Raw genomic sequence first — 20,498 nt, 5'->3', positions numbered from 1 at the left:
CGACGAGGTGGCCGCACTGCTCGACTCCGGCGCGCTGGTGGTCGATGCCTTGCGCCACCGGGTGCATGCCGCCGACGCGTGGTTGCCGCTGGCACGCCGGCCCGTGCTGTTCGCGCTGGCGCGTGCGCTTGCCGAGGCATGGCCCGGCGACGCCGACCGCGAAGCCTTGATCGAATACGCCTTTCGCACCCGCCGCCCCGACGAGACGCACCGGGCACGCCTGCGGGTCGAGATCGGCCGCCTGCGCGCGCTGCTCAAGTCGATGGCGCGGATCGACGCCACGGCGCGGGGCTTCATGCTCCAGCCGCTCGACGAACGCGCAGTCGTTGTGCTCGCGCCGCCCGTCGACGGCGACCAGGGCGCGTTGGTGGCGCTGCTGTCCGACGGTGCGGCCTGGTCGACCTCCGCGCTGGCGCTGGCGCTTGGGGCCAGCCAGCGCACGGTGCAGCGTGCGCTGGCCGAACTGGAGGCGCAGGGCAGGGTGCGCGCGATCGGGCAGGCGCGGGCGCGCCGCTGGCTGTCGCCACCGCTTGCCGGATTCACGACGATCTTGCTACTGCCCGCCGCGCTGCCGATTGAATAGCGTCGCTCCATGGCGCCGCTCCAGGCGCGACAAGGGCTATGGCGCCATCGCTGCACGGCCCTTGGCATCGCGCTTCGCCCGGCTCTCCTTGGCACTGCATCCGTATTGCCCGAGGTACCAGCGCGAGAAGGCGCTTGGCGCGGAAAAGCCGAGCATCATCGCGACCTCCGTCAACGGGCGATTGCCCTCCATGACATGCCGCATGGCGAGTTCCTTGCGGATCTCGTTGACCATCGACGAGAAGGGCTGCCCGTGTTCGTCCAGCCTGCGTTGGACCGTGCGGCACACGAGGCCCAGATGATCCGACACCTGCTCGATGGTGCAGCGCCCGCTGGGCAGCAGCAAGAGGATGGTGCGGCGCACGTCGCCATGCACTGTCGCACCGCCCGTCTTCGGCGACGCGTCCAGCAGCTGCTGGGCGTAGCGCACCATGGCGGGATCGGCCGACGCGTTGCGTGCATCGAGATCGGCCCTGGTGCAGACGATGCAATTGAACTCGTAGTCGAACTCGACGCGATGGCCGAACAGCCGGTGATGCACGCTCAGGTCACGCGGCGCGGCATGCTCGAAACAGACGCGGCGCGGCTGCCACGCTTCACCGAGGATTTCGCGCATCAGGCGCAGCGTCACGCCGAGCGCCATTTCGATTCGCTGGCGCGTGGACTGCTGCGCCTTGCCGGCGCTCAGGTCTTCGCGGATCACGACCAGGCCGGCTGACTCCTCGAGCATGAAAGACAGCGCGCCGTTAATCAGCGTCTGGTAGCGCATCAGTACGTTCAGCGAATCGCGCAAGCTTGCCTGGTCGCGGATCAGCAATCCCACCGCACCGAGGTTGGACAGCTGGCGCGACTCGGCCATGCACAGGCCGAAGCTCTCGTTGCCCGACTTGCTCGCGGAGATGTGGAGAAGTTCAGTCACCCGCTCGACCGGGATCAGGAGATCCGGCTGGCGCAGCACGTTCGGGTCGAGGCCAACGTCGTGGAGCATCTGCACCGGATCGAGCCCGCTGGCCCGGGCGACCTCGCTGTAGTTGGTGAGGCTCGCGGCGCGGACCTGCGTCATGGAATGGGACCTTGGGAAAGTGGCACCGAAGGATAAGTGCGTGTCATGGATTGTCAAGTGGAATGGCCCCGGCAGGCTCACACTTTCCTCACCGTCCCAAGCCCTTAGGACAAGAGGAGACACACATGATTCAAGCATTCGCCGAGGCGCCCGCAGTGGTCCGCGCGGCATCGCTCGGCAACTCGATCCGCGTCGAGCCACTCACCTGCACGATCGGCGCCGAACTCGGCAACGTGAACCTGGGCGCGGCCGCGGAAGACGACCTGTTGATGGCGGAGATCCGCGCATTGCTGCTCAGGCACCGCGTGGTGTTCTTCCGCGACCAGGACATCACGCGCGCCCAGCACGTGGCGTTTGCGCGCCGCTTCGGTGAGCTGGAAGACCATCCGGTGCTGGGCAGCGACCCCGACCATCCCGGGCTGGTCCAGATCTACAAGACCGCCGCCAGTCCACCGGATCGCCACGAGAACTCCTGGCACACCGATGCCACCTGGCGCGACAAGCCGCCGCTCGGCTGCGTGCTGCGATGCGTGGAATGCCCGCCGGTGGGCGGCGACACGATGTGGGTCAACATGGTGGAGGCGTACCGGCAACTGCCCGAGGACATCAAGGCGAAGATCGCGCCCTTGCGCGCGCGCCACAGCATCGAGGCCAGCTTCGGCGCCGCCATGCCGATCGAGAAGCGGCATGCGCTGAAGGCGCAGTTCCCCGATGCCGAGCACCCGGTCGTCCGCACCCATCCCGAGACGGGCGAGAAGGTGCTGTTCGTCAACGGCAGCTTCACCACGCACTTCACCAACTTCAACACGCCGGCCAACGTGCGCTGCGGGCTCGACAAGTCGCCGGGCGCGAGCCAGTTGCTCAACTACCTTGCCAGCCAGGCCCTCATCCCCGAATACCAGGTCCGCTTCCGGTGGAAGAAGAACAGCGTGGCCTTCTGGGACAACCGATCGACTCAGCACTACGCGGTGATGGACTACCCGCCTTGCGACCGCAAGATGGAACGCACCGCCATCGTCGGGGACGCGCCGTACTGATGGCGCGGGGCGGCGCACCGGCCTTTGCGCAGTGGCCGTGACGGGCGCCTGCGCCGCATGGTTTTCTTCATCTCTTCATCGACCTCGGGTCGGCCCGCGATGCCGGCCGCGGCAGCCTTTTGTCCACGAAACCTGCAATGAACGCCTCAACACAACCCACTCTCCTCATCGTGCCCGGCCTTCGCGACCATGTCGAAGAACATTGGCAGACGCACCTGCAACGCAAGCTGTCTTCGGTGCGCAAGGTCGTCTGCGTGCCCCCGCTGGAGGCCGACAAGCTGAGCCGCGCCGCGCGTGTGGCGGCCATCCAGCGGACCGTCGAATCCATCGACGGCCCCATCGTCGCCGTGGCCCACAGCGCCGGCGTGGTCATGCTGGTTCACTGGGCACAGATCCACGCCAGAAAGCTCGAGGGCGCTCTGCTCGCGGCACCGCCGGATTTCGATTCGCCTTTGCCCGCGGGTTATCCGACCCTCGATGCACTGCAATCGAATGGCTGGTTGCCGGTTCCGCGCCGCGCGTTGCCCTTCTCCAGCATCGTGGCGGCCAGCACCAACGACCCGCTCGCCAGCTTCGACAGCGTGACCCGCATGGCGAAGGACTGGGGCAGCGAACTGGTCAGTGTCGGCGCCGCAGGCCACCTCAACCCGGCTTCGGGTTTCGGTCCCTGGCCGCAGGCCGAGGCATTGATCGGCCAGTTGGAAACGCGGCTGCGATAGCTGTCGCGATTTGCAAAGTGAGAGGCATGCAATGTCAAGCGACAAGCGATGCAAAGCCAGACCATTCACTGTCCCTTCAGACACCCGACACCCACCCATCACAAGGAGATAAACATGCACTTCCTCGACGACTCCCTCCTGCCGGAAAACCAGGAACCGCTGGTCATCCAGTCCGCGCCCTACGGCCCCCAATGGCTGCCCGGTGACTCCACCGATGTGCCGGTGAAGTTCGCTGACCAGATCCAGAAGGCGGTCGACGTCTACAACGCCGGCGCCACCGTGCTTCACGTGCATGTGCGCGAAGCCGATGGCACGGGCTCGAAGCGCCTGTCGATGTTCAACGAGATGCTCGACCGCCTGCGCACCGCCGTGCCGAAAATGGTGCTGCAGGTAGGTGGCTCCATCTCGTTTGCACCGGAGAACGAAGGCGAGAGCGCCAAGTGGCTCTCGGACGATGTACGCCATGCGCTGGCCGAGTTGAATCCGCGGCCCGACCAGGTCACGCTCGCCGTCAACACCAGCCAGATGAACACGGCGGAGAACAAGGTGCCTTCCGATGTGGCGGGCACCTCGTGGGAGGACCTGGAGAACAGCGCCTACCGCGAGATGGTCGTTCCGGCCGGCCCGACCTTCGTCGAGGAGCACATGAAGCGCCTGGTGGCCAACGGCATCCAGCCGCACTTCCAGCTCGGTCACCTGGCGCAGTTCGAGACGCTGGGGCGCATGATCCGTCGCGGCAAGTACATGGGGCCGCTGGTGTTGAACTGGGTGTCGCTGCAGGGTGGCTTCGACGGCCCCAATCCGAACAGCATGCTGAACTTCATCAACCATGTGCCGGACGGCGCGGTGCTCACCATCGAGGGCACGGCACGCAACACCTGGCCATTGACCGGCATGGGCATCCTCCTGGGCTTGCATGTGCGCTGCGGCATCGAGGACACGCTGAACGACAAGCTGGGCGAGCGCATCACCTCGGTCCAGCAGGTCGAGAAGATGGTGCGCGTCTCCCGGGAATACCACCGGGAGATCGCGACTGGCGAAGACGCGCACCGCATCTACAAGATCGGCGTGTTCTACAACAGCGTCGAGGAGACGCTGGCGAAGAACGGCTTTGCTCCCTCGCGCAAGCCGGGCCAGCGCGGCTTCACGCACTACGCCACCGCATAGCAGGCACAACGCGTCGGGTGCTCAAGGGCGCCCGATGCCTGCAATTTCATTTCTCGTCGTCCAAGTGTCCGTACCCCAAGGTGAATGCCATGTTTGCTGATCTGTTGAAGCTGAGATTCCTCGCGCCCTTTGCGCTGTCATGGCTGGCGGCCCTGTCGCCTGCGCAAGCGGAGCAGCAATGGCCCGACAAGCCCATCCGCCTGGTCGTCCCGGCGCCAGCGGGCGGTATCTCGGACGCCGTTGCCAGGCTGCTCTCGGAGCAACTGCGCATCAGCCTGGGTGTCACCGTGCTGGTGGACAACAAGCCGGGCGGCTCGGCCATCGTCGCCGAGCGCGCGGTGATGGCTTCGCCGGCCGACGGCTACACCTGGATGGTCGGGCCGTCGAGCGTGCTGTCCGACATCCCGCTCACGGTGAAGACGCCGTACGACCCGCAGAAGACCTTCACCTATGTGGCGGAAGGGGGCGCCATGCTGCATGTGCTGGTGGCGAACGCGAGCTTTCCTCCGAACAACATGAAGGAACTGCTCGAGTACACCAAGCGCCATCCGCGTGCCGTGAGCGTGGCCAACCTGAGCGTTGGCACGCGCTCCAACCTCCTCGGCGAAATGCTCAGGGAGAAGAGCGGCAACGAGATGCTGGTGGTGCCGTACAAGGGCTCGGCGCCTGCCATCGTCGACCTGATGGGCAATCAGGTCCAGCTCACTTTCGAGGTGGTCAGCAACGTCGTCCCGTTCATCAAGGCCGGCAAGCTCAAGGCCATTGCCATCGCTTCCTCGACGCGCTCGCAGTACCTGCCGGACGTGCCGACCTTCGCCGAGGCCGGGCTGCCTGATTTCGTCATGCCGCATGCGAGCGTCGGCGTCTTCCTCCTGAGCAGCACGCCCCAGCCGCTTGTCGACCGGATCCAGGCCGAAGTGAAGAAGATCGTCGCCACGCCGAAGTACCGCCAGGCGCTCGCCTTGCAGAGCCTGGACCTGCCGCACGACTCCTCGCCCGCGCAGCTCAAGCAGGTGCTGGCCACGACCATGGAACACAACCAGGCCATCATCGAGAAGCTGCAACTCAAGATCAGTCCGGAGTGAAGGCGGGCAGCGGCGCGTGATCGCACTGCGAACGCGTCCGGCAGGCGCCTCCCCTGGCCGCCAACGGCTTCGCACCCCATCGCAAGGGTAGCCATCAGGGCTTCCTGCGCAAGGCCGCCTGAGCGGCATGCCAATCAAATACCAGACAGGAGACACGACATGGTCAAGGCGATCCGCCTCTATGAGACAGGCACCCCGGAGGTCCTGAAGTTCGAGGACGTCGAGGTCGGCGACCCCGGTCCCGGCCAGGCGCGTGTGCGGCACAGCTTCATCGCGCTGAACTTCATCGACGTCTATTTCCGCACCGGCCGCTATCCGCTCGCGCTGCCCAACGGCATCGGCTCCGACGCGGTGGGCGTGGTGGAGGCGGTGGGTCCCGGCGTGACGGACATCAAGGCCGGCGACCGCGTGGGCTACCTGATCGGGCCGCAGGGCGCGTATGCGCAGGCGCGGGTGATGCCGGCCGAAGTGCTGATCCCGCTGCCCGATGGCGTGTCGGACCGCACGGCCGCCACGCTGATGATGAAGGGCATGACGGCGCAGTACCTGTTCCGCCAGGTGTTCCCGCTGCAGGGTGGGGAAACCATCCTCTATCACGCAGCCGCCGGCGGCGTGGGCCTGATCGCCTGCCAGTGGGCGCGGGCCATGGGCGTGACCATGATCGGCACCGTCAGCACCGACGAGAAGGCCGAGCTTGCCAAGGCCAACGGCTGCGCCCACACCATCGTGACCTCGCGCGAGAACATCGTCGAGCGCGTCAAGGAGATCACCGATGGCAAGGGTGTGCCGGTGGTCTACGACTCGGTCGGCAAGGACACGCTGACGGCGTCGCTGGATTGCCTCCAGCCGCGCGGCTCGCTGGTCAGCAATGGCACCTCCTCGGGGCCCGTCGTGATCGACACCTCGATGCTGGCGGGCCGCGGTTCGCTGTGGGTCACGCGGCCGTCGATGATGCATTACATCCAGCCGCGCGCCCACATGCTCGACATGGCCCGCGAGCTGTTCGACCATGTACTGGCCGGGCGCATCGTCAGCGAGCCGAAGCAGGTGTTCCAGCTCGAGGATGCGGCCGAAGCCCATCGCGCGCTCGAGGCACGCCAGACCTCCGGCTCGACCATCCTCGTTCCCTGATCGCATGGGAATCACCATGAACAAGCACCTGCTGGCGCTTTGTGCGCTGGCGTCAGCGGGCACTGCCGCTGCGCAATCGTCCGTGACCGTGTTCGGCGTCGTCGACGCGGCTGTCAGCTACTACAGCACCACGAGTCGGTCCTATGGATTCACGCCGCCGCGGGAGGTCACCCAGTCACAGACCGTGCTGTCGCCCTCGGGCTACAACTCCAGCAGGCTCGGCTTTCGCGGCACGGAGGATCTGGGCGGTGGGCTGTCGGCAAGCTTCTGGCTGGAGGCACCGTTGGCCAACGACGTGGGCGGCGGCGCCGCGAACTTCGGTCGTCGCTCCACCGTCAGCCTGACCGGCCCCTTCGGCGAAGTCCGGCTCGGCCGCGACTACACCGCGTCCTTCTGGAACGATGGCGTGTTCGATCCCTTCGGCGTCAACGGCGTCGGCACCAACCTGATCGCGGTGGTCAACAGCAACCTGGCGGCCACGCGCGCGCTGGCGACGGGCGGCCTGTTGAACGGCGGGCTGTCCGCGGGCACCGACAGCTACCTGCGCACCAGCAACGCCATCGGGTACTTCCTGCCGGCGGGCCTTGCGGGCTTCTACGGCCAGGCGCAATACGCATTCCACGAGAACGTGGATTCGAGCAACGTGCCTGGCAGTCCGTCCAGGCGGGGCCGCTACGCGGGGGGACGCTTCGGCTGGGCCAACGGTGGCGCCGACGTCGCCGTGGGCTACGGCGAGAGCACACTGGCCAGCACCACGCCGGGTGGCGAAAAGATCAAGACCCTGAACGTCGGTGCCTCCTATGACTTCGGGATCGTGAAGGTCTTCGGCGAATGGTCGCGCGTGTCCGATGTCCGTGATGCCGTCAACGCGACCACGCCGGCAGCGACGGACCGCTACGACGGCCTCATGACCGGCGTGACCGTGCCGGTGGGACCTGGCCTTGTCCGTGTGTCGATTGCGCGGGTGAACTTCAACAACGGCAACGGCTTGCCGGACAGCGACGCATCGGTGAGGAAGCTGGCGCTGGGCTATGTGCACAACCTGTCGAAGCGTACTGCGCTGTACGCATCGGTGGCGCGCATCAATATCGACGACGGTCACAACAACCCGGCCGTGATGGGCGTCACGCCGCTGGTGCTGAGTGTTCCTGCCATCTTCCCGCAGCCCGCGTATGTGACGACCGGCGGGATGCAACCGCACGGCTCCTACGGCTACGACTTCGGGATCCGGCACGCGTTCTAGACCCCGGCGCGTGCACGCGGGGCGGCGAGTGCCGGCCGCTCGCCGGATTCACGACGATCTTGTTACTCCCCGCTGCGCTGCCGATTGAATAGAGTTCGCTCCATGGCGCCGCTCCAGGCGCGACAAGGAGTCAGCGATGGCAAGCAGCAAGACCGGCAAAAGCCAGCCCGGCAACGGCCAGCCCGAACCCACGGCCCATGCAGCCGAGATCGTGCGCGAATACGGCCCCTTCGACGGCGCCGAGAAGATCGCCGGCGTGACCCATGACGGCCAGCGCGTCTGGGCCGCCACGGGCGAGCGGCTGATCGCCTTCGACGCCGACAGCGGCCAGACCACGCGCACGCTCGACCGCGTCTGCGACGCCGGCACCGCCTATGACGGCACGCACCTCTACCAGATCGCCGAGCAGCGCATCGACAAGATCGATCCGGTCACCGGCGAGGTGCTGGCCACGATCCCGGCGCCGGGCCACGGCCTCGACTCGGGCCTCACCTGGGCCGAGGGCAGCCTGTGGGTCGGCCAGTACCGCGACCGCAAGATCCACCAGATCGATCCGCAGACCGGTGCGGTCATCCGCACCATCGAGTCCAACCGGTTCGTCACCGGCGTGACCTGGGTCGACGGCGAGTTGTGGCACGCCACGTGGGAGGGTGACGCGAGCGAGATTCGCCGCATCGACCCGCACAGCGGCACGGTGATCGAGCGGCTGGAGATGCCGCCGGGCATCGGCATCAGCGGACTCGAATCCGATGGGGCGGACCTCTTCTATTGCGGTGGCGGATCGAGCGGAAAGGTCCGCGCCGTGCGCCGCCCCACCAGCGCATCGCGCAGCCCTGCAGGCAAGGCAACGACGCCTTCCTGACGTTCCCATCCGGTCTTCCGATCGAAGCACGCGCGGGCCCGCCATCGGCCGGCTGGGTCGCGCCCTGGCCAAGCGCATTGGCAACAACCGCAACGGCTCACCACGCCAAGGAGCAAACCATGAACACAAGCACCGCCGAAGCCCGCACACCGAACCATCCCGTCGTCTCGCGCGAGCGCTGGCTTGCCGAACGCAAGGCGCTGCTCGATCGCGAGAAGGAACTCACGCGCCTGCGCGACGACATCGCCCGCGCACGCCGCGCGCTGCCGTGGACGCGCATCAACAAGGACTACGTCTTCGACACGCCCGACGGCCCGCGCCGCCTCGCCGATCTGTTCGAAGGCCGCAGCCAGTTGCTGGTGCAGCACTTCATGCTCGGCCCGGGCTGGGCGCAAGGCTGCCAGAGCTGCTCGTACATGGCCGACCACATCGGCGGCATGCAGATCCACCTCGAACATCGCGACGTGACGATGCTCGTCATCTCGCGCGCGCCGCTGGATGAGATCGAGCGCTTTCGGGCGCGCATGGGCTGGGGGTTCAAGTGGGTGTCCTCGCATGGCAGCGACTTCAACTTCGACTTCGGCGTCAGCTTCACGCCGGAGGAAAAGGCCCGGGGCGAGGTCGACTACAACTTCGGCAAGCGCCCCTTCATGCGCGAGGAACTGCCCGGCGTCAGCGTGTTCTTCAAGGACGAGGCGGGCGAGGTGTTCCACACCTACTCGACCTATGGCCGCGGTGTCGAGGTGATGATGGGCACCTACGACATGCTCGACCTGACGCCCAAGGGCCGCGACGAGCACAACCTGGCGTATCCGAATGGATTGGGTGCGCCATCACGACCGCTACGACCCGGCGCCGATCGCGCAGCCGGCGCCCTCAGGCGGCGCATGCTGCCATGCAGGGGCTTGAGGCGCAGTGCCGTGTGATGAAGTCAAGGAAATGGACATCCTGGCGAGTCTTTGGCCCTGGCTGGCGGTCGCGGGACTCGGCGCCTTCCATGGGCTGAACCCGGCCAGCGGGTGGATGCTGGCTGCCGGATTTGCCCTGCGTTCGCGCGACCGGGCGCAGGCGCTGCGTGCCTTGCTGCCGATCGCCGCGGGGCACGCTGCCTCGGTGGCGCTCGTGGCTGCAGCGGTCGCGTTCGGCATGTCGATGGACCGGACGGTGCTGCAAGTCGTGGCGGGTGGGCTGATGGTGGTGGCTGCGGCCTTGCACCTGTCGGGCCGTGCACCCCGGCTGGCGCGCAAGCCGGCGGGGCATGCCGGGCTGGCGCTTTGGTCTTTCATGATGTCCACCGCGCACGGCGCCGGCTTGATGCTGGTGCCGGCGCTGGCGCCGCTGTGCATGGGCGACCCTGCGGCCCGGCAAGGCGGCACGTCAAACGCCTTGCTGCTCGCGTTCGCGGCCGTCGGTGTTCACACGGTGGCAATGCTCGCGGTGACCGGCCTCGTCGCGAGCGGGGTGTGTCGCGGCTTCGAGGCGTTGCGCCGATGGAGGATGGTCCGGCAAGGCGGGACGGTCGCGACGCTCGACGTTCCCGCAACGGACGCCGCCCCGTGCAAGTGTCCTGGCACGCGGTGCTGAACGCCTCATGCGACTTCGCAATCAAACGCATGACTGCGTTGGATCGCCTTGCCGTGCTACAGCACTGTCTGCGGCGCTCCGCCTTGTTCTGCGCTTGATTGCAACGTCGTAGTGCGCGCAGGCCCTGGCGCCTGTCCATCGGCGAGATACATCGATATGTCGAAAGCTCCGCGCCGCCCTCAATCCAATGCGATTTCCGCCAAGTCCATCAGGCACATCCCGGCCAGCACGGCCACGACCAGCGCATGGTCCTCACGATCCGGCGCGCCGGAGACGGTGACACAGCCCACGCAGCCGACGTGTGCCACGCGGATCGGAAATGCGCCACCGTGAACGGCGTAGTCGCGCAGGGGCAGTCCCATCTTCTGTTCCAGTGACGTGCCATCACGCTCTAGCGACTTGCCGACGGCATAGGAACTCTGTTGCAGTAGTTCGACCGTGTTGCGCTTGCGCCGGGCCCAGTCCGCGTTGGCGGGCGCGGTGCCCGGCATCGCGAACAGGAAGACCGTTTCTCGTGCCAGTCGGATCTCGATGGTCAGCGCCATGCCCATCGTCTCGCCACGCGCCCTGATTCGCGTTCCGAGGTCCCAGGCTGTCGCATGGTCGAAATGGGGCAGGCACAGGCGCTGCTCCTGCAGGGCCATGCGTTCCAGGTCCCGTTCGATGTCCATGTATCGACCCTCGGGCACGGCGTGCGGAAATGTCGTCGTCATCGCGACCTCATTTCCGGATGCCGCAAGCCACGGACAGGTAGCGTTCCATGCGCAGCATCGCAAGCTCCGGATCGGTCAGCACGCCGCAGCCGTCCGCCAGCTCGAACAGCTTGGCGAAGTGCGCCGCGCCGCGCGCCGACTGGAGGCCGCCGGCCATCGAGAAGTGGTCCTGGTGGCCGTTCAGCCACGCGAGGAAGACAACGCCGGCCTTGTAGTGGCGCGTCGGTGCGCGGAAGATCTCGCGCGACAGGGTCACGGTGGGATCGAGCAGTTCTCGAAAGCGTTCGGTGCGGCCGGCGGCCAGCTCGCCGAGCGCGACGGCAGCCACCGGCGCGATGGGGTCGAAGATGCCCAGCAGCCCGTGCGAGTGACCCTGCTCGTCACCGGCCATCAACTCGGCATAGTTGAAGTCGTCGCCGGTGTACATCTTCACGCCGGCCGGCAGGCGCCGACGCAGGTCGAGTTCCCATTTGGCGTCGAGCAGGGAGACCTTGATGCCTTCCACGTGCGAGGCGTTGTCGCGCACGAGTTGCGCGACCGTGTCGAGTGCGGTCGGCAAGTCGGTCGAGCCCCAGTAGCCGCGCAAGGCGGGATCGAACATCTCTCCGAGCCAGTGCAGCACGACCGGCTTCGACGCGTCCCTGAGCAGCCGGCCGTAGAGCGCGAGGTAGTCATCGGCACTGCCGGCGCAGCGCACGAGGGCGCGGCTGGCCATCAGGATCGCGCGGCCGCCTTCGGCTTCGACGACTTCCAGTTGTTCGCGATAAGCCGCTTCGACCTGTGCAAGCGTCACATCCGGGCCTGGCAACAGTTGGTCCGTGCCGACGCCGCAAGCGAGGTCTGCACCGGGGATGGTCTTCGCGTGGCGCAGGCTGCGCTGGATCAGTTCGCGCGCAACCGGCCAGTCCACGCCCATGCCGCGCTGCGCGGTGTCCATCGCCTCGGCAATCTTGAAGCCGAGCGACCAGAGATGCTCGCGAAAGGCCAGCGTGCGCTCCCAGTCGATGGCCGGCGAAGCGTCCCATGGGTCGACGGTCCCCAGGGGATTCACCACGACATGCGCGGCGGCGAACACGGTGCGGTTGAAGGGCGCCAGCTTGCCTGTCGGCACGATCGGGCGGGCCTTGAGCGCGTAGGGCATCAGCGTGCCATCGACTTGGGGAAGGGTGATCTGCATGATGAGTCTCTGGATGTGGATGTGAACTCAGGCGATCCGCCCGAGGATGTGGTCGGCTGCCTTCTCGGCGACCATGATGGTTGGCGCGTTGGTGTTGCACGACGGAACCCGCGGCATGACGGAGGCATCGACCACGCGCAGTCCCTGCATGCCGACGAGGCGCAGGTCCGGCGTGACGACACTGTCTGGATGGCTCGCGGGCCCCATGCGGCAGGTGCCGACCGGGTGGTGGTCGGTCTTGGCGTTGGCGCAGGCGTAGTCGAAGAGTTCCTGGTCGGTCTCGAGGCGCGAGCCCGGCAGGACCTCCGTCTGCACGTAGCGGCGCATGGCCTGCTGCCGCATGATGTCGCGCGCCAGCCGAAGGCCCTTGATCGACATCTCGCGGTCGTACGGATCCGACCAGTAGTTGGGGTCGAGCAGCGGCGCTGCCGCAGGATCCTTGCTCGCGAGTCGCACCGTGCCGCGCGAACGGGGCCGCAGGTAAGCCGTGTTCAGCGTGACGCCGGCATTGTTCAGCTTGGCCATGCCCGCTTCGATGCCGGAGCCCAGACCGAGGTGGAACTGGATGTCCGGCGAGCGGGCGTTTTCCTTCGGATCGGCAAACCAGAAGCCGCCCGTCTCGAAGAGGCTGGACGCCACCGGGCCCGTCTTCAGAAGCAGGTACTGCAAGCCCGCCAGCGCGGCATGCTGCGGCTTGTTGTACTTGTCATAGGTGTGGTCGCCCGTGCACTCGGCGATGACGAACAGGTCCAGGTGGTCTTGCAGGTTGCCGCCCACGCCGGGCAGGTCGTGGATCACCGGCACGCCGACCGAGCCCAGATGCCCCGCTGGACCGATGCCGGACTGCATCAGCAGCTTGGGCGATCCGATGGCGCCCGAGGAGACGATCACTTCGCGATCGGCGCGTATCACGCGCGGGCTCGCACCGCTGCCGCTGACGACCTCCACCCCGACGGCCCGACCGTTCTCCACCACGACGCGAAGGGCACGCGTCTGCATCATCACGGTCAGGTTGGGGCGGGCGCGGACTTCCTTGCCGAGGAAGCCGGTCGACGTCGATGAACGACGGGCGTTCAGCTGCGTCAGCTGGTAATAGCCGAGACCGCCCTGGCTCGCGCCATTGAAATCCGGATTGAACGGAATGCCGAGTTCCTGGCCGGCCTGGAAGAAGGCTTCGCAGATCGGCAACGGGCTGATCGGGTTGGACACGCCCAGCGGTCCGCCGTAGGAGTGGAACTCGTTGGCGAAGCGCTGGTTGTTTTCCGAGCGCTTGAAGTACGGCAGCACGTCGCGATACGACCAGCCGGCGGCGCCTTCCTCGCTCACCCACTCGTCGTAGTCCGCCGCGACGCCGCGCGTGTAGAGCTGCGCGTTGATCGACGAGCCCCCTCCGATGACCTTCGCCTGCGTGAAGCGCAGCACGCGGTCCTTCATGTGCTTCTGCGCGACGGTATGCCAGCCCCACGAGCCGATGCCCTTGGTCATCTTCGCGAAGCCGGCCGGCATGTGGAAGAAGGGGTGGCGGTCGGAGCCGCCCGCTTCCAGCAGCAGCACCCTTGCCGACGGCTCGGCGCTCAGGCGGTTGGCCAGTACGCAGCCGGCGGAGCCGCCGCCTGTGATGATGTAGTCGTAGCCTTCGGTTTTCATAGCGTCGGAATGGAAAGGGCGCCGTCCACATGGAGGACGCTGCCGGTTGAGAAGCCCAGCTGCCCGCCGGCCAGCGCGGCCACCGCGCGTGCCACGTCCTCCGGATAGCCCCAGCGCCCCATGGGGACGAGGCCGTCGGCGATGCGCTGTTCGTACTTGCCCGCCACGCCCTCCGTCATCGGCGTGCGGATCACCCCGGGACGGACCTCGAACACGCCGATGCCGAGCGGCGCGAGCCGAAGCGCGAAGAGCTTGGTCAGCATGCCCAGGCCCGACTTGGAAACGCAGTACTCGCCACGGTCGATCGAGGCCATCTCGACGCTGACCGAGGAGACCGTGACGATGGCGCGCTCATGCGGGGAGCTCACGGCGACCATGTGGCGCGCCACGGCCTGCGTGAAGAAGAAGGTGCCGCGCAGGTTCACGTCGAGCACCCGGTCGAAGGCGGCCGGCGTCACGTCGAGCAGGTCGCCGCGGCTTGGCGCCGGGATGCCTGCGTTGTTGACGAGGCAGGCGATGGGACCGTGCCATTCGACGATGCGCTGCACCACGGCGGCATGGTCGTCGACCTTGCCCAAGTCGGATTCGAAAAGCCTGCATCGCGCACCCTGCGCGGCGATGTCCGCCAGCGTGTCTTCGGCGCCCGTGCCGTCGATGTCGGTGAGCGCGATATCGAAGCCGCGCGAGGCCAGTTCGGTGGCGATGCCGGCGCCGATGCCACGTCGGGCGCCGGTCACCACCGCCAGGGGTCGGGTCGTTGTCATTGGAGTACCTGCGTACGAAGGTGATGACCGACGCGCAACGCCTGCGCGGCGATGGTCAGTGCGGGATTGACGGCCGCCGACGAGGGAAAGAAGCTGGCGTCGACCACGTAGAGGTTGTCGTGGTCCCAGGCCTTGCACAGCGGGTCGAGCGCCGAGGTTGCGGGGTCGTCGCCGAAGCGCGCTGTGCCGCACTGGTGCGACGGCGTGTCCATCGTGAAGGGCTTCGTCAGCACGATCGGATAGCCCGTGCGCTTGATGATTCGAGTCGCGGTCTCGACCCACTTGCGATGAGCGCCCAGGTTGGTCCGGTGCCAGCGCAGATCGATGCTGCCGTCGGCGTTGACGCGCACCGTGCTGTCCCGGTGCGGCAGGTCCTCCGACATGACATACCAGTCGACGCTGTGCCCGGCCACCCACTGGCGCAGCGCACGAGGCGTCCATGCCGGCATGGCGCCACGCAGGATCGGCTCGCTCAGCTTGCCGAGCAGTTGCAGGTTGCCCAGCGGCGGACCCTTGCCTTCCAGGTCACTGAAGTAGCAGTCGTTGATGGAAAGCGTCTTCGGGAACTTCGTGTCGTTGCGCTTGATGGGATGCAGGGCCATCAGCCCCGTGCAGTTGTGGTTCATGAAATGGCGGCCGACCACATCACTGGAATTGGCCAGACCGCGCGGATGGCGCGCCGTGGCCGAACGCTGCAGCAGCGCTGCCGAGTTGATGGCGCCCGCGCTCAGGACGAACAGGCCGCCGTGGATGCGCCGCCTCGCGCCACGCTCGATGATTTCCGCAGCGACGATCCGGCGGCCGGTGTCGTCGGTGATGAGGCGATTGACGTATGCCTCGGAAATCAACTGCACGTTGGGCTGCAACAGGGCGGGGCGGACGAGGCAAGTCTCGGCGTCGCCCTTCGCGTCGATGCGGCAGGGGAAGGCGTCGCAGGTGCCGCAGCGCTGGCAACGGCCGCCCGGACCGAAGTCGACCGCCGCGGGCATGGGGAAGGGCCGGAGTCCCTGCGCCTTCAGGCGCGCGGCGATCTCGGCCAGCACCGGCTCGTGCGGGATGGGTGCGTGCGCATAAGGGGCCTTGCGCGGTGGTTCCGTCGGATCGAGCCCGGCCTGCCCGCGAACACCGAAGTGCTGCTCGGCCTGCGCATACCAGGGTTCGAGGTCGCCGTAGTTGATGGGCCAGGCAGGCGAAACGCCGTCTTCCAGCTCCAGCGCGCCGAAGTCCCGCTCCCTGAAGCGGAACATGGCAGTGCCATAGAACTTGGTGTGGCCGCCGACGTAGTAGTACTGGCCGGGCCTGAAGCGCCGCTCGCCGCTGGTCCAGGTTTCGGTGCTGCGATAGCGCAGGTCGACGAACACCGATTCGGGGCTCCAGTTCTCCGGCTCGCGTGGCAGCACCGGGCCGCGCTCCAGGATCAACACGCGCGCACCGGTGCCCGCCAGCTGCCGGGCCACGGCGCCGCCGCCGACCCCCGAGCCGATGATCACCACGTCGTAGTCGTCGCGTGTCGTCATGGCGGTCACGCGATCAGCGATTCGCTCTTCGCATCGAAGCACACGAGCTTCGACAGGTCGACCAGGAAGCGCGCGTCCTGCTCGGGCTTGAGCGGCGCGTCGGGCTCCAGGCGCACCGTGAACTCGCTTCCGCCGAGGTTCAGCACGACCAGCGTGTCGGCGCCGGTGGGCTCGATGACTTCGACGCGCGCATCGACGAAGCAGTGCATCGGCCCCGCGACCATGCCGTCCCGCGCCAGGCTGACGGCCTCGGCACGGATGCCGGCGATGACTTCCTGGCCGGCATAGGCCTGCAACCCCGCCGGTGCCACGGAAGGTGGCAGCGGAATGCTCGCGCGTGGGCTGTTGCCGGCCTGGATGTCCAGGCCCAGGCCGCCGCCCGTTCCGGTCACCCGCGCCTTGACCAGGTTCATGCGGGGCGAACCCATGAAGCTCGCGACAAAGGTGTTGGCAGGCCGGTTGTAGACCTCGTACGGCGTGCCGAGCTGTTGCAGCACGCCACCCTTCATCACCGCAATGCGCGTGGCCAGCGTCATCGCCTCGATCTGGTCATGCGTCACGTAGACGATGGTCGCCTTCAGCCGCTGGTGCAGCTTCTTGATCTCGGTGCGCATGTCGACCCGCAATTGCGCGTCGAGGTTCGAGAGGGGTTCGTCGAAGAGATAGAGCTGCGGCTCGCGCGCCAGCGCCCGGCCGATGGCCACGCGTTGTCGCTGGCCACCCGAAAGCTGGCGCGGCTTGCGGTCCAGCAGGTGCTCGATCTGGAGCAGCTTCGACACCGACTTGACCCGCTCGGCCCGCGCCGACTTCTCGACCTTGCGCATCTCGAGCGGGAACTCGATGTTCTTGGCGACCGTCATGTTCGGATAGAGCGCATAAGACTGGAACACCATCGAGATGTTTCGCTCTGCCGGCGCAACCGTCGTGATGTCGCGGCCCTGGAGGCTCAGAGTGCCGGCGGTCGGCTCTTCGAGCCCGGCAATGATGTTCATGAGGGTGCTCTTGCCGCAACCCGACGGGCCGACGAGGACGAGGAACTCGCCGTCCTGGAGGCTGATGGAAATGTCGTGCAGGATCTTGACGGGGCCGAAGCTCTTCTGCACGTTGACGAGGTCGAGGGATGCCATGCTTATCTCCTGGGAGGTCCGGGCGTTCAGCCCTTGACCGAGCCGGCCATGAGGCCGCGAACGAAATACTTGCCGGACACGAGGTACACGACGAGCGTTGGAATGGCTGCGATGAAGGCGCCGGCGAAATGAACGTTGTATTCCTTGACCCCGGTGCTGCTGTTGACCAGGTTGTTCAACGCCACCGTGAGCGGGTAGGAGCTGAAGTCGCTGAAGGACGCGCCGAAGAGGAACTCGTTCCAGATGTTGGTGAACTGCCAGATCACGGTGACGACGATGATCGGCGTGCTGTTGGGCAGCAGGATGCGGCCCATCACACCGAAGAAGCCGGCGCCATCCATGCGGGCCGAGCGGATCAGCTCCGCCGGAAAGGCCGCGTAGTAGTTGCGGAAGAACAGCGTCGTGAAGCCGATGCCGTACACCGTGTTCACGAAGATCAGGCCCTTCACCGTACCGGCGAGCCCCAGGAAGCCCAGCGTCTTGGCCATCGGGATCAGCACGATCTGGAACGGGATGAACACCGAGAACAGCATCGCCGCGAACATCAGGTTCGAACCCCTGAACCTGAACTGGGTCAGGATGTAGCCGTTCAGCGCACCGATCAGCGTCGACAGCACCACCGACGGAATCACCAGCAGGAAGGAGTTGATGAAGAAGGGCCTCAGGCCCGTCGGCTGCACGCCGATCTGCGCCGTGCTCCAGGCGCTCAGCCATGGTGCGATGGTCCAGTCGATGGGCAGGGACATCATGTTGCCGGTGCGGATCTCGTCCAGCGGCTTGAACGAGTTGACGGCCATCACGTAGACGGGCATCAGGAACGCCACCGCAAACACCAACAGGACGACGTAGAGCGCGATGCGTGCGATGTCCAGCCTGGGCGCGATGCCGCTGGCGCCGTGCAGGTGCACGACCGGATGGGCAGTTGCATTAGCCATTTTTGACCTTCCGCATTTCACTGAAGAGGTAGGGGAGCACGACCACGCCGATGGCCAGCAACATCAGTACCGAACTCGCGGCGCCGACCGCCATCTCGTTGCGGGTGAAGGTGTACTGGTACATGAACACCGACGGCAGCCAGGTGGAGCGGCCGGGGCCGCCGTTGGTCAGGGCAATGACCAGGTCATAGGACTTGATGGCCATGTGCGCCAGGATCACGAAGGCCGAGACAAACACCGGGCCGAGCTGCGGCAGGATGATGCGCAGGTAGACCTGCCAGGTCTTCGCGCCGTCGACCCTGGCCGCGTTGACCTGCTCGGTATCGACGCCACGCAGCCCGGCCAGGAACATCGCCATCACGAAGCCGCTGGTCTGCCAGACGGCTGCGATCACGACGCAGTAGATCGCCATCTCGCTGTCCTTGATCCAGGTGAAGGAGAAGCTCTCCCAACCCAGCAGGTGGATCGAGCGCTCCAGCCCGACGCCCGGGTCCAGCAGCCACTTCCAGGCCGTGCCGGTGACGATGAAGGACAGCGCCATCGGGTACAGGAAGATCGAACGGAAGGCGCTCTCGGAGCGGATCTTCTGGTCGATCAGGATCGCGAGGCCCAAACCCATCACCATCGCGATGATGATGTAGAGGCTTGCGAAGGTCGCGAGGTTGGACAGGGAGACTTGCCAGTTCTCCAACCCAAGCAGTCGCGTGTAGTTGGCCGTGCCTGCCAGCTCGGACGTCGGCAGCATCGTCGACGTCGTGAAGGACAGGTAGACCGTGAACATGATGTAGCCGTACACGCACACCAGCACGAGAAACGCGCTGGGACTGAACAGCAACTTGGGAAGGACACCGGCTTTCATGGCAGGGCTCAGTTCCTGGCCGCGGACACCAGCTCGGCGACGGCCTTCCTGTCGTCGATCTGGCCGTTGAAGTGGCGCGTGATCACGTCATAGAAGGCGCTCTTCATCGAGGCCGGAACCGCATGCCCGTGTGCGATGGAGCCGACCAGCGTGTTGTTCTTGCTGGCCTCGGCGGCGTCCTTGATGGCTTTCTTGCCGCAGTCGTCGAAGGCCGCGTCCGACACATCGTTGCGTGCGGGGGCTGCGCCCTTGATGACGTTGAAGGAGGACTGGAACGAGGGATCCATGACGTCCGCGGCCATCTTCATCTGCGCGGCGGTCTTTGCCGGGTCGCCCAGCTTGAACATCGCGAAGTTGTCGGTGTTGAATGCGGCCGTGCCCTGCGTGCCGGGGAAGCGATAGCAATAGAAGTCCTTGCCCGGCACCTTCTTCGCATTCACGAACTCGCCCTTGGCCCAGTCGCCCATGATCTGGAAGCCGGCCTTGCCGCTGATGACCAGGCCCGAGGCGACGTTCCAGTCACGACCCGAGAAGTCCTTGTCGACCAGCTTGCGGATCTGCGACATGCGCTGGAACACCTTCAGCGTGGTGGGCGAGCCGAGCGTCTTGGTGTCCAGGTCGATGAAGGCCTTCCTGTAGTAGTCGACGCCGCCGGTGGACAGCACGACGCTGTCGAAGACTGTCGCGTCCTGCCACGGCTGGCCGCCGTGCGCGATCGCGATGAAGCCGGCCTTTTGCACCTTCTCGGCGCTGGCGATGAACTCGTCGAAGTCCTTGGGTTCGCTGGTCACGCCAGCCTTGGCGAGGACGTCCTTGTTGGCCCAGACCCAGTTGGTCGTGTGGAGGTTGACCGGCACGGCGATCCACTTGCCGTTGTACTTGGTGAACTTCTGCAGCTGCGGCGGAACGACCTTGTCCCAGTTGCCCTTGGCCGCCATGTCGTTCAGGTCGGCCAGCACGCCTTGCTTGGCCCAGTCCTGTACGTCGAAACCGAGCAGCTGGACGGCAGTCGGCGGGTTGCCCGCGGTGACGCGTGCGCGCACGGCCGTCATGGCCGCCTCGCCGCCGCCGCCGGCAACGGGCATGTCGTTCCAGGTCACGCCCTGCTTCTCGAGCGTGGTCTTGAGCACGTTGAGGGCCGAGGCTTCGCCGCCGGAAGTCCACCAATGGAGGACCTCCACGCTCTGTTGCTGGGCCAGTGCGGGAGCCGCAAGGGTCGTCGCGATCGCGAGGCTGATGAGTTGCTTCTTCATGGTGGTCTCCGGATGGGTGAGGGTGGTGGAAGT

18 protein-coding genes and 2 pseudogenes are annotated in these 20,498 nt (G+C 66.5%); 10 read left to right on the top strand and 10 right to left on the bottom strand.

All coding sequences use genetic code 11. The features are described from left to right. Positions 1-583 (top strand): annotated as a pseudogene (locus HB681_RS29390) (helix-turn-helix domain-containing protein); the annotation flags it as partial. A 36-nt stretch (positions 584-619) separates the two neighbouring features. Here the strand turns inward: HB681_RS29390 and HB681_RS29385 are convergent. Then, a complete protein-coding gene (locus HB681_RS29385) occupies positions 620-1,645 on the bottom strand; it encodes an AraC family transcriptional regulator (protein ID WP_213958412.1) in 1,026 nt (341 codons plus the stop codon). Positions 1,646-1,830: 185 nt separating this feature from the next. Here HB681_RS29385 and HB681_RS29380 point away from each other — a divergent pair, with 185 nt between their 5' ends. The 9 genes and pseudogenes from HB681_RS29380 (at position 1,831) to HB681_RS29340 (ending at position 10,473) form a co-directional block, all read left to right on the top strand. Continuing rightward, positions 1,831-2,682, top strand: coding sequence for a TauD/TfdA family dioxygenase (locus tag HB681_RS29380; protein ID WP_213958422.1), 852 nt, complete (start codon positions 1,831-1,833; stop codon positions 2,680-2,682). 137 nt (positions 2,683-2,819) lie between these two features. Next, positions 2,820-3,401 (top strand): alpha/beta hydrolase, encoded by a 582-nt coding sequence (locus HB681_RS29375; protein WP_213958411.1) that lies wholly within the window; start codon positions 2,820-2,822, stop codon positions 3,399-3,401. Positions 3,402-3,515: 114 nt separating this feature from the next. Next, positions 3,516-4,568: a 3-keto-5-aminohexanoate cleavage protein gene (locus tag HB681_RS29370; RefSeq protein WP_213958410.1), complete on the top strand. Its 1,053-nt coding sequence runs from the start codon at positions 3,516-3,518 to the stop codon at positions 4,566-4,568. A gap of 89 nt (positions 4,569-4,657) precedes the next feature. Then, entirely contained in the window at positions 4,658-5,653 is a 996-nt protein-coding gene (locus HB681_RS29365; protein WP_213958409.1) for a tripartite tricarboxylate transporter substrate binding protein, read from the top strand. A 159-nt stretch (positions 5,654-5,812) separates the two neighbouring features. Next, positions 5,813-6,784, top strand: coding sequence for a quinone oxidoreductase (locus HB681_RS29360; protein ID WP_213958408.1), 972 nt, complete (start codon positions 5,813-5,815; stop codon positions 6,782-6,784). Between the two features lie 16 nt (positions 6,785-6,800). Then, positions 6,801-8,027 (top strand): porin, encoded by a 1,227-nt coding sequence (locus HB681_RS29355; protein ID WP_213958407.1) that lies wholly within the window; start codon positions 6,801-6,803, stop codon positions 8,025-8,027. Positions 8,028-8,163: 136 nt separating this feature from the next. Then, on the top strand, positions 8,164-8,889 hold the full coding sequence (locus HB681_RS29350) for a hypothetical protein (protein WP_213958406.1): 726 nt from the start codon (positions 8,164-8,166) through the stop codon (positions 8,887-8,889). Between the two features lie 119 nt (positions 8,890-9,008). Continuing rightward, a pseudogene (locus tag HB681_RS29345) lies at positions 9,009-9,798 on the top strand (thioredoxin family protein). A 39-nt stretch (positions 9,799-9,837) separates the two neighbouring features. Next, on the top strand, positions 9,838-10,473 hold the full coding sequence (locus tag HB681_RS29340) for a hypothetical protein (protein WP_256735145.1): 636 nt from the start codon (positions 9,838-9,840) through the stop codon (positions 10,471-10,473). 179 nt (positions 10,474-10,652) lie between these two features. Here the strand turns inward: HB681_RS29340 and HB681_RS29335 are convergent, their stop codons facing one another. Genes HB681_RS29335 through HB681_RS29295 form a run of 9 tightly spaced genes read right to left on the bottom strand, consistent with a single transcriptional unit; the run spans position 10,653 to position 20,465 of the window. Then, complete coding sequence (locus HB681_RS29335) at positions 10,653-11,186, bottom strand: heme-degrading domain-containing protein (RefSeq protein ID WP_256735142.1); 534 nt, start codon at positions 11,184-11,186, stop codon at positions 10,653-10,655. Between the two features lie 7 nt (positions 11,187-11,193). Next, positions 11,194-12,363: a dihydrodipicolinate synthase family protein gene (locus HB681_RS29330; RefSeq protein ID WP_213958405.1), complete on the bottom strand. Its 1,170-nt coding sequence runs from the start codon at positions 12,361-12,363 to the stop codon at positions 11,194-11,196. Positions 12,364-12,390: 27 nt separating this feature from the next. After that, positions 12,391-14,010: a GMC family oxidoreductase N-terminal domain-containing protein gene (locus HB681_RS29325; protein ID WP_213958404.1), complete on the bottom strand. Its 1,620-nt coding sequence runs from the start codon at positions 14,008-14,010 to the stop codon at positions 12,391-12,393. Then, complete coding sequence (locus HB681_RS29320) at positions 14,007-14,774, bottom strand: 3-ketoacyl-ACP reductase (protein WP_213958403.1); 768 nt, start codon at positions 14,772-14,774, stop codon at positions 14,007-14,009. Before HB681_RS29320 ends, HB681_RS29325 begins: the two co-directional genes overlap by 4 nt. Beyond that, on the bottom strand, positions 14,771-16,291 hold the full coding sequence (locus tag HB681_RS29315; RefSeq protein ID WP_213958402.1) for a GMC family oxidoreductase: 1,521 nt from the start codon (positions 16,289-16,291) through the stop codon (positions 14,771-14,773). The genes HB681_RS29320 and HB681_RS29315 overlap by 4 nt, the downstream gene beginning before the upstream one ends. A 5-nt stretch (positions 16,292-16,296) precedes the next feature. Further along, the gene (locus HB681_RS29310; RefSeq protein WP_213958401.1) at positions 16,297-17,418 is read right to left on the bottom strand and encodes an ABC transporter ATP-binding protein; all 1,122 of its coding nucleotides are present in this window, start codon (positions 17,416-17,418) and stop codon (positions 16,297-16,299) included. 26 nt (positions 17,419-17,444) lie between these two features. Beyond that, positions 17,445-18,302: an ABC transporter permease subunit gene (locus tag HB681_RS29305; RefSeq protein ID WP_213958420.1), complete on the bottom strand. Its 858-nt coding sequence runs from the start codon at positions 18,300-18,302 to the stop codon at positions 17,445-17,447. Positions 18,303-18,345: 43 nt separating this feature from the next. After that, positions 18,346-19,212 (bottom strand): sugar ABC transporter permease, encoded by an 867-nt coding sequence (locus HB681_RS29300; RefSeq protein ID WP_213958400.1) that lies wholly within the window; start codon positions 19,210-19,212, stop codon positions 18,346-18,348. 8 nt (positions 19,213-19,220) lie between these two features. Beyond that, entirely contained in the window at positions 19,221-20,465 is a 1,245-nt protein-coding gene (locus HB681_RS29295; RefSeq protein ID WP_213958399.1) for an ABC transporter substrate-binding protein, read from the bottom strand. Between the last annotated feature and the right edge of the window lie 33 nt (positions 20,466-20,498).

Source organism: Variovorax sp. dw_954 (assembly GCF_018449755.1).
Classification (GTDB): Bacteria; Pseudomonadota; Gammaproteobacteria; order Burkholderiales; family Burkholderiaceae_C; genus Variovorax.
Note: the sequence above shows the minus strand (reverse complement) of the source record. Positions and strands in the feature narration are given on the sequence as shown.

Bases quoted from the DNA above. Each gene is read 5' to 3' on its own strand.
- HB681_RS29385 (WP_213958412.1), bottom strand. From the start codon at position 1,645: ATGACGCAGGTCCGCGCCGCGAGCCTCACCAACTACAGCGAGGTCGCC.
- HB681_RS29375 (WP_213958411.1), top strand. From the start codon at position 2,820: ATGAACGCCTCAACACAACCCACTCTCCTCATCGTGCCCGGCCTTCGC.
- HB681_RS29370 (WP_213958410.1), top strand. From the start codon at position 3,516: ATGCACTTCCTCGACGACTCCCTCCTGCCGGAAAACCAGGAACCGCTG.
- HB681_RS29365 (WP_213958409.1), top strand. From the start codon at position 4,658: ATGTTTGCTGATCTGTTGAAGCTGAGATTCCTCGCGCCCTTTGCGCTG.
- HB681_RS29360 (WP_213958408.1), top strand. From the start codon at position 5,813: ATGGTCAAGGCGATCCGCCTCTATGAGACAGGCACCCCGGAGGTCCTG.
- HB681_RS29355 (WP_213958407.1), top strand. From the start codon at position 6,801: ATGAACAAGCACCTGCTGGCGCTTTGTGCGCTGGCGTCAGCGGGCACT.
- HB681_RS29350 (WP_213958406.1), top strand. From the start codon at position 8,164: ATGGCAAGCAGCAAGACCGGCAAAAGCCAGCCCGGCAACGGCCAGCCC.
- HB681_RS29335 (WP_256735142.1), bottom strand. From the start codon at position 11,186: ATGACGACGACATTTCCGCACGCCGTGCCCGAGGGTCGATACATGGAC.
- HB681_RS29330 (WP_213958405.1), bottom strand. From the start codon at position 12,363: ATGCAGATCACCCTTCCCCAAGTCGATGGCACGCTGATGCCCTACGCG.
- HB681_RS29325 (WP_213958404.1), bottom strand. From the start codon at position 14,010: ATGAAAACCGAAGGCTACGACTACATCATCACAGGCGGCGGCTCCGCC.
- HB681_RS29320 (WP_213958403.1), bottom strand. From the start codon at position 14,774: ATGACAACGACCCGACCCCTGGCGGTGGTGACCGGCGCCCGACGTGGC.
- HB681_RS29315 (WP_213958402.1), bottom strand. From the start codon at position 16,291: ATGACGACACGCGACGACTACGACGTGGTGATCATCGGCTCGGGGGTC.
- HB681_RS29310 (WP_213958401.1), bottom strand. From the start codon at position 17,418: ATGGCATCCCTCGACCTCGTCAACGTGCAGAAGAGCTTCGGCCCCGTC.
- HB681_RS29300 (WP_213958400.1), bottom strand. From the start codon at position 19,212: ATGAAAGCCGGTGTCCTTCCCAAGTTGCTGTTCAGTCCCAGCGCGTTT.
- HB681_RS29295 (WP_213958399.1), bottom strand. From the start codon at position 20,465: ATGAAGAAGCAACTCATCAGCCTCGCGATCGCGACGACCCTTGCGGCT.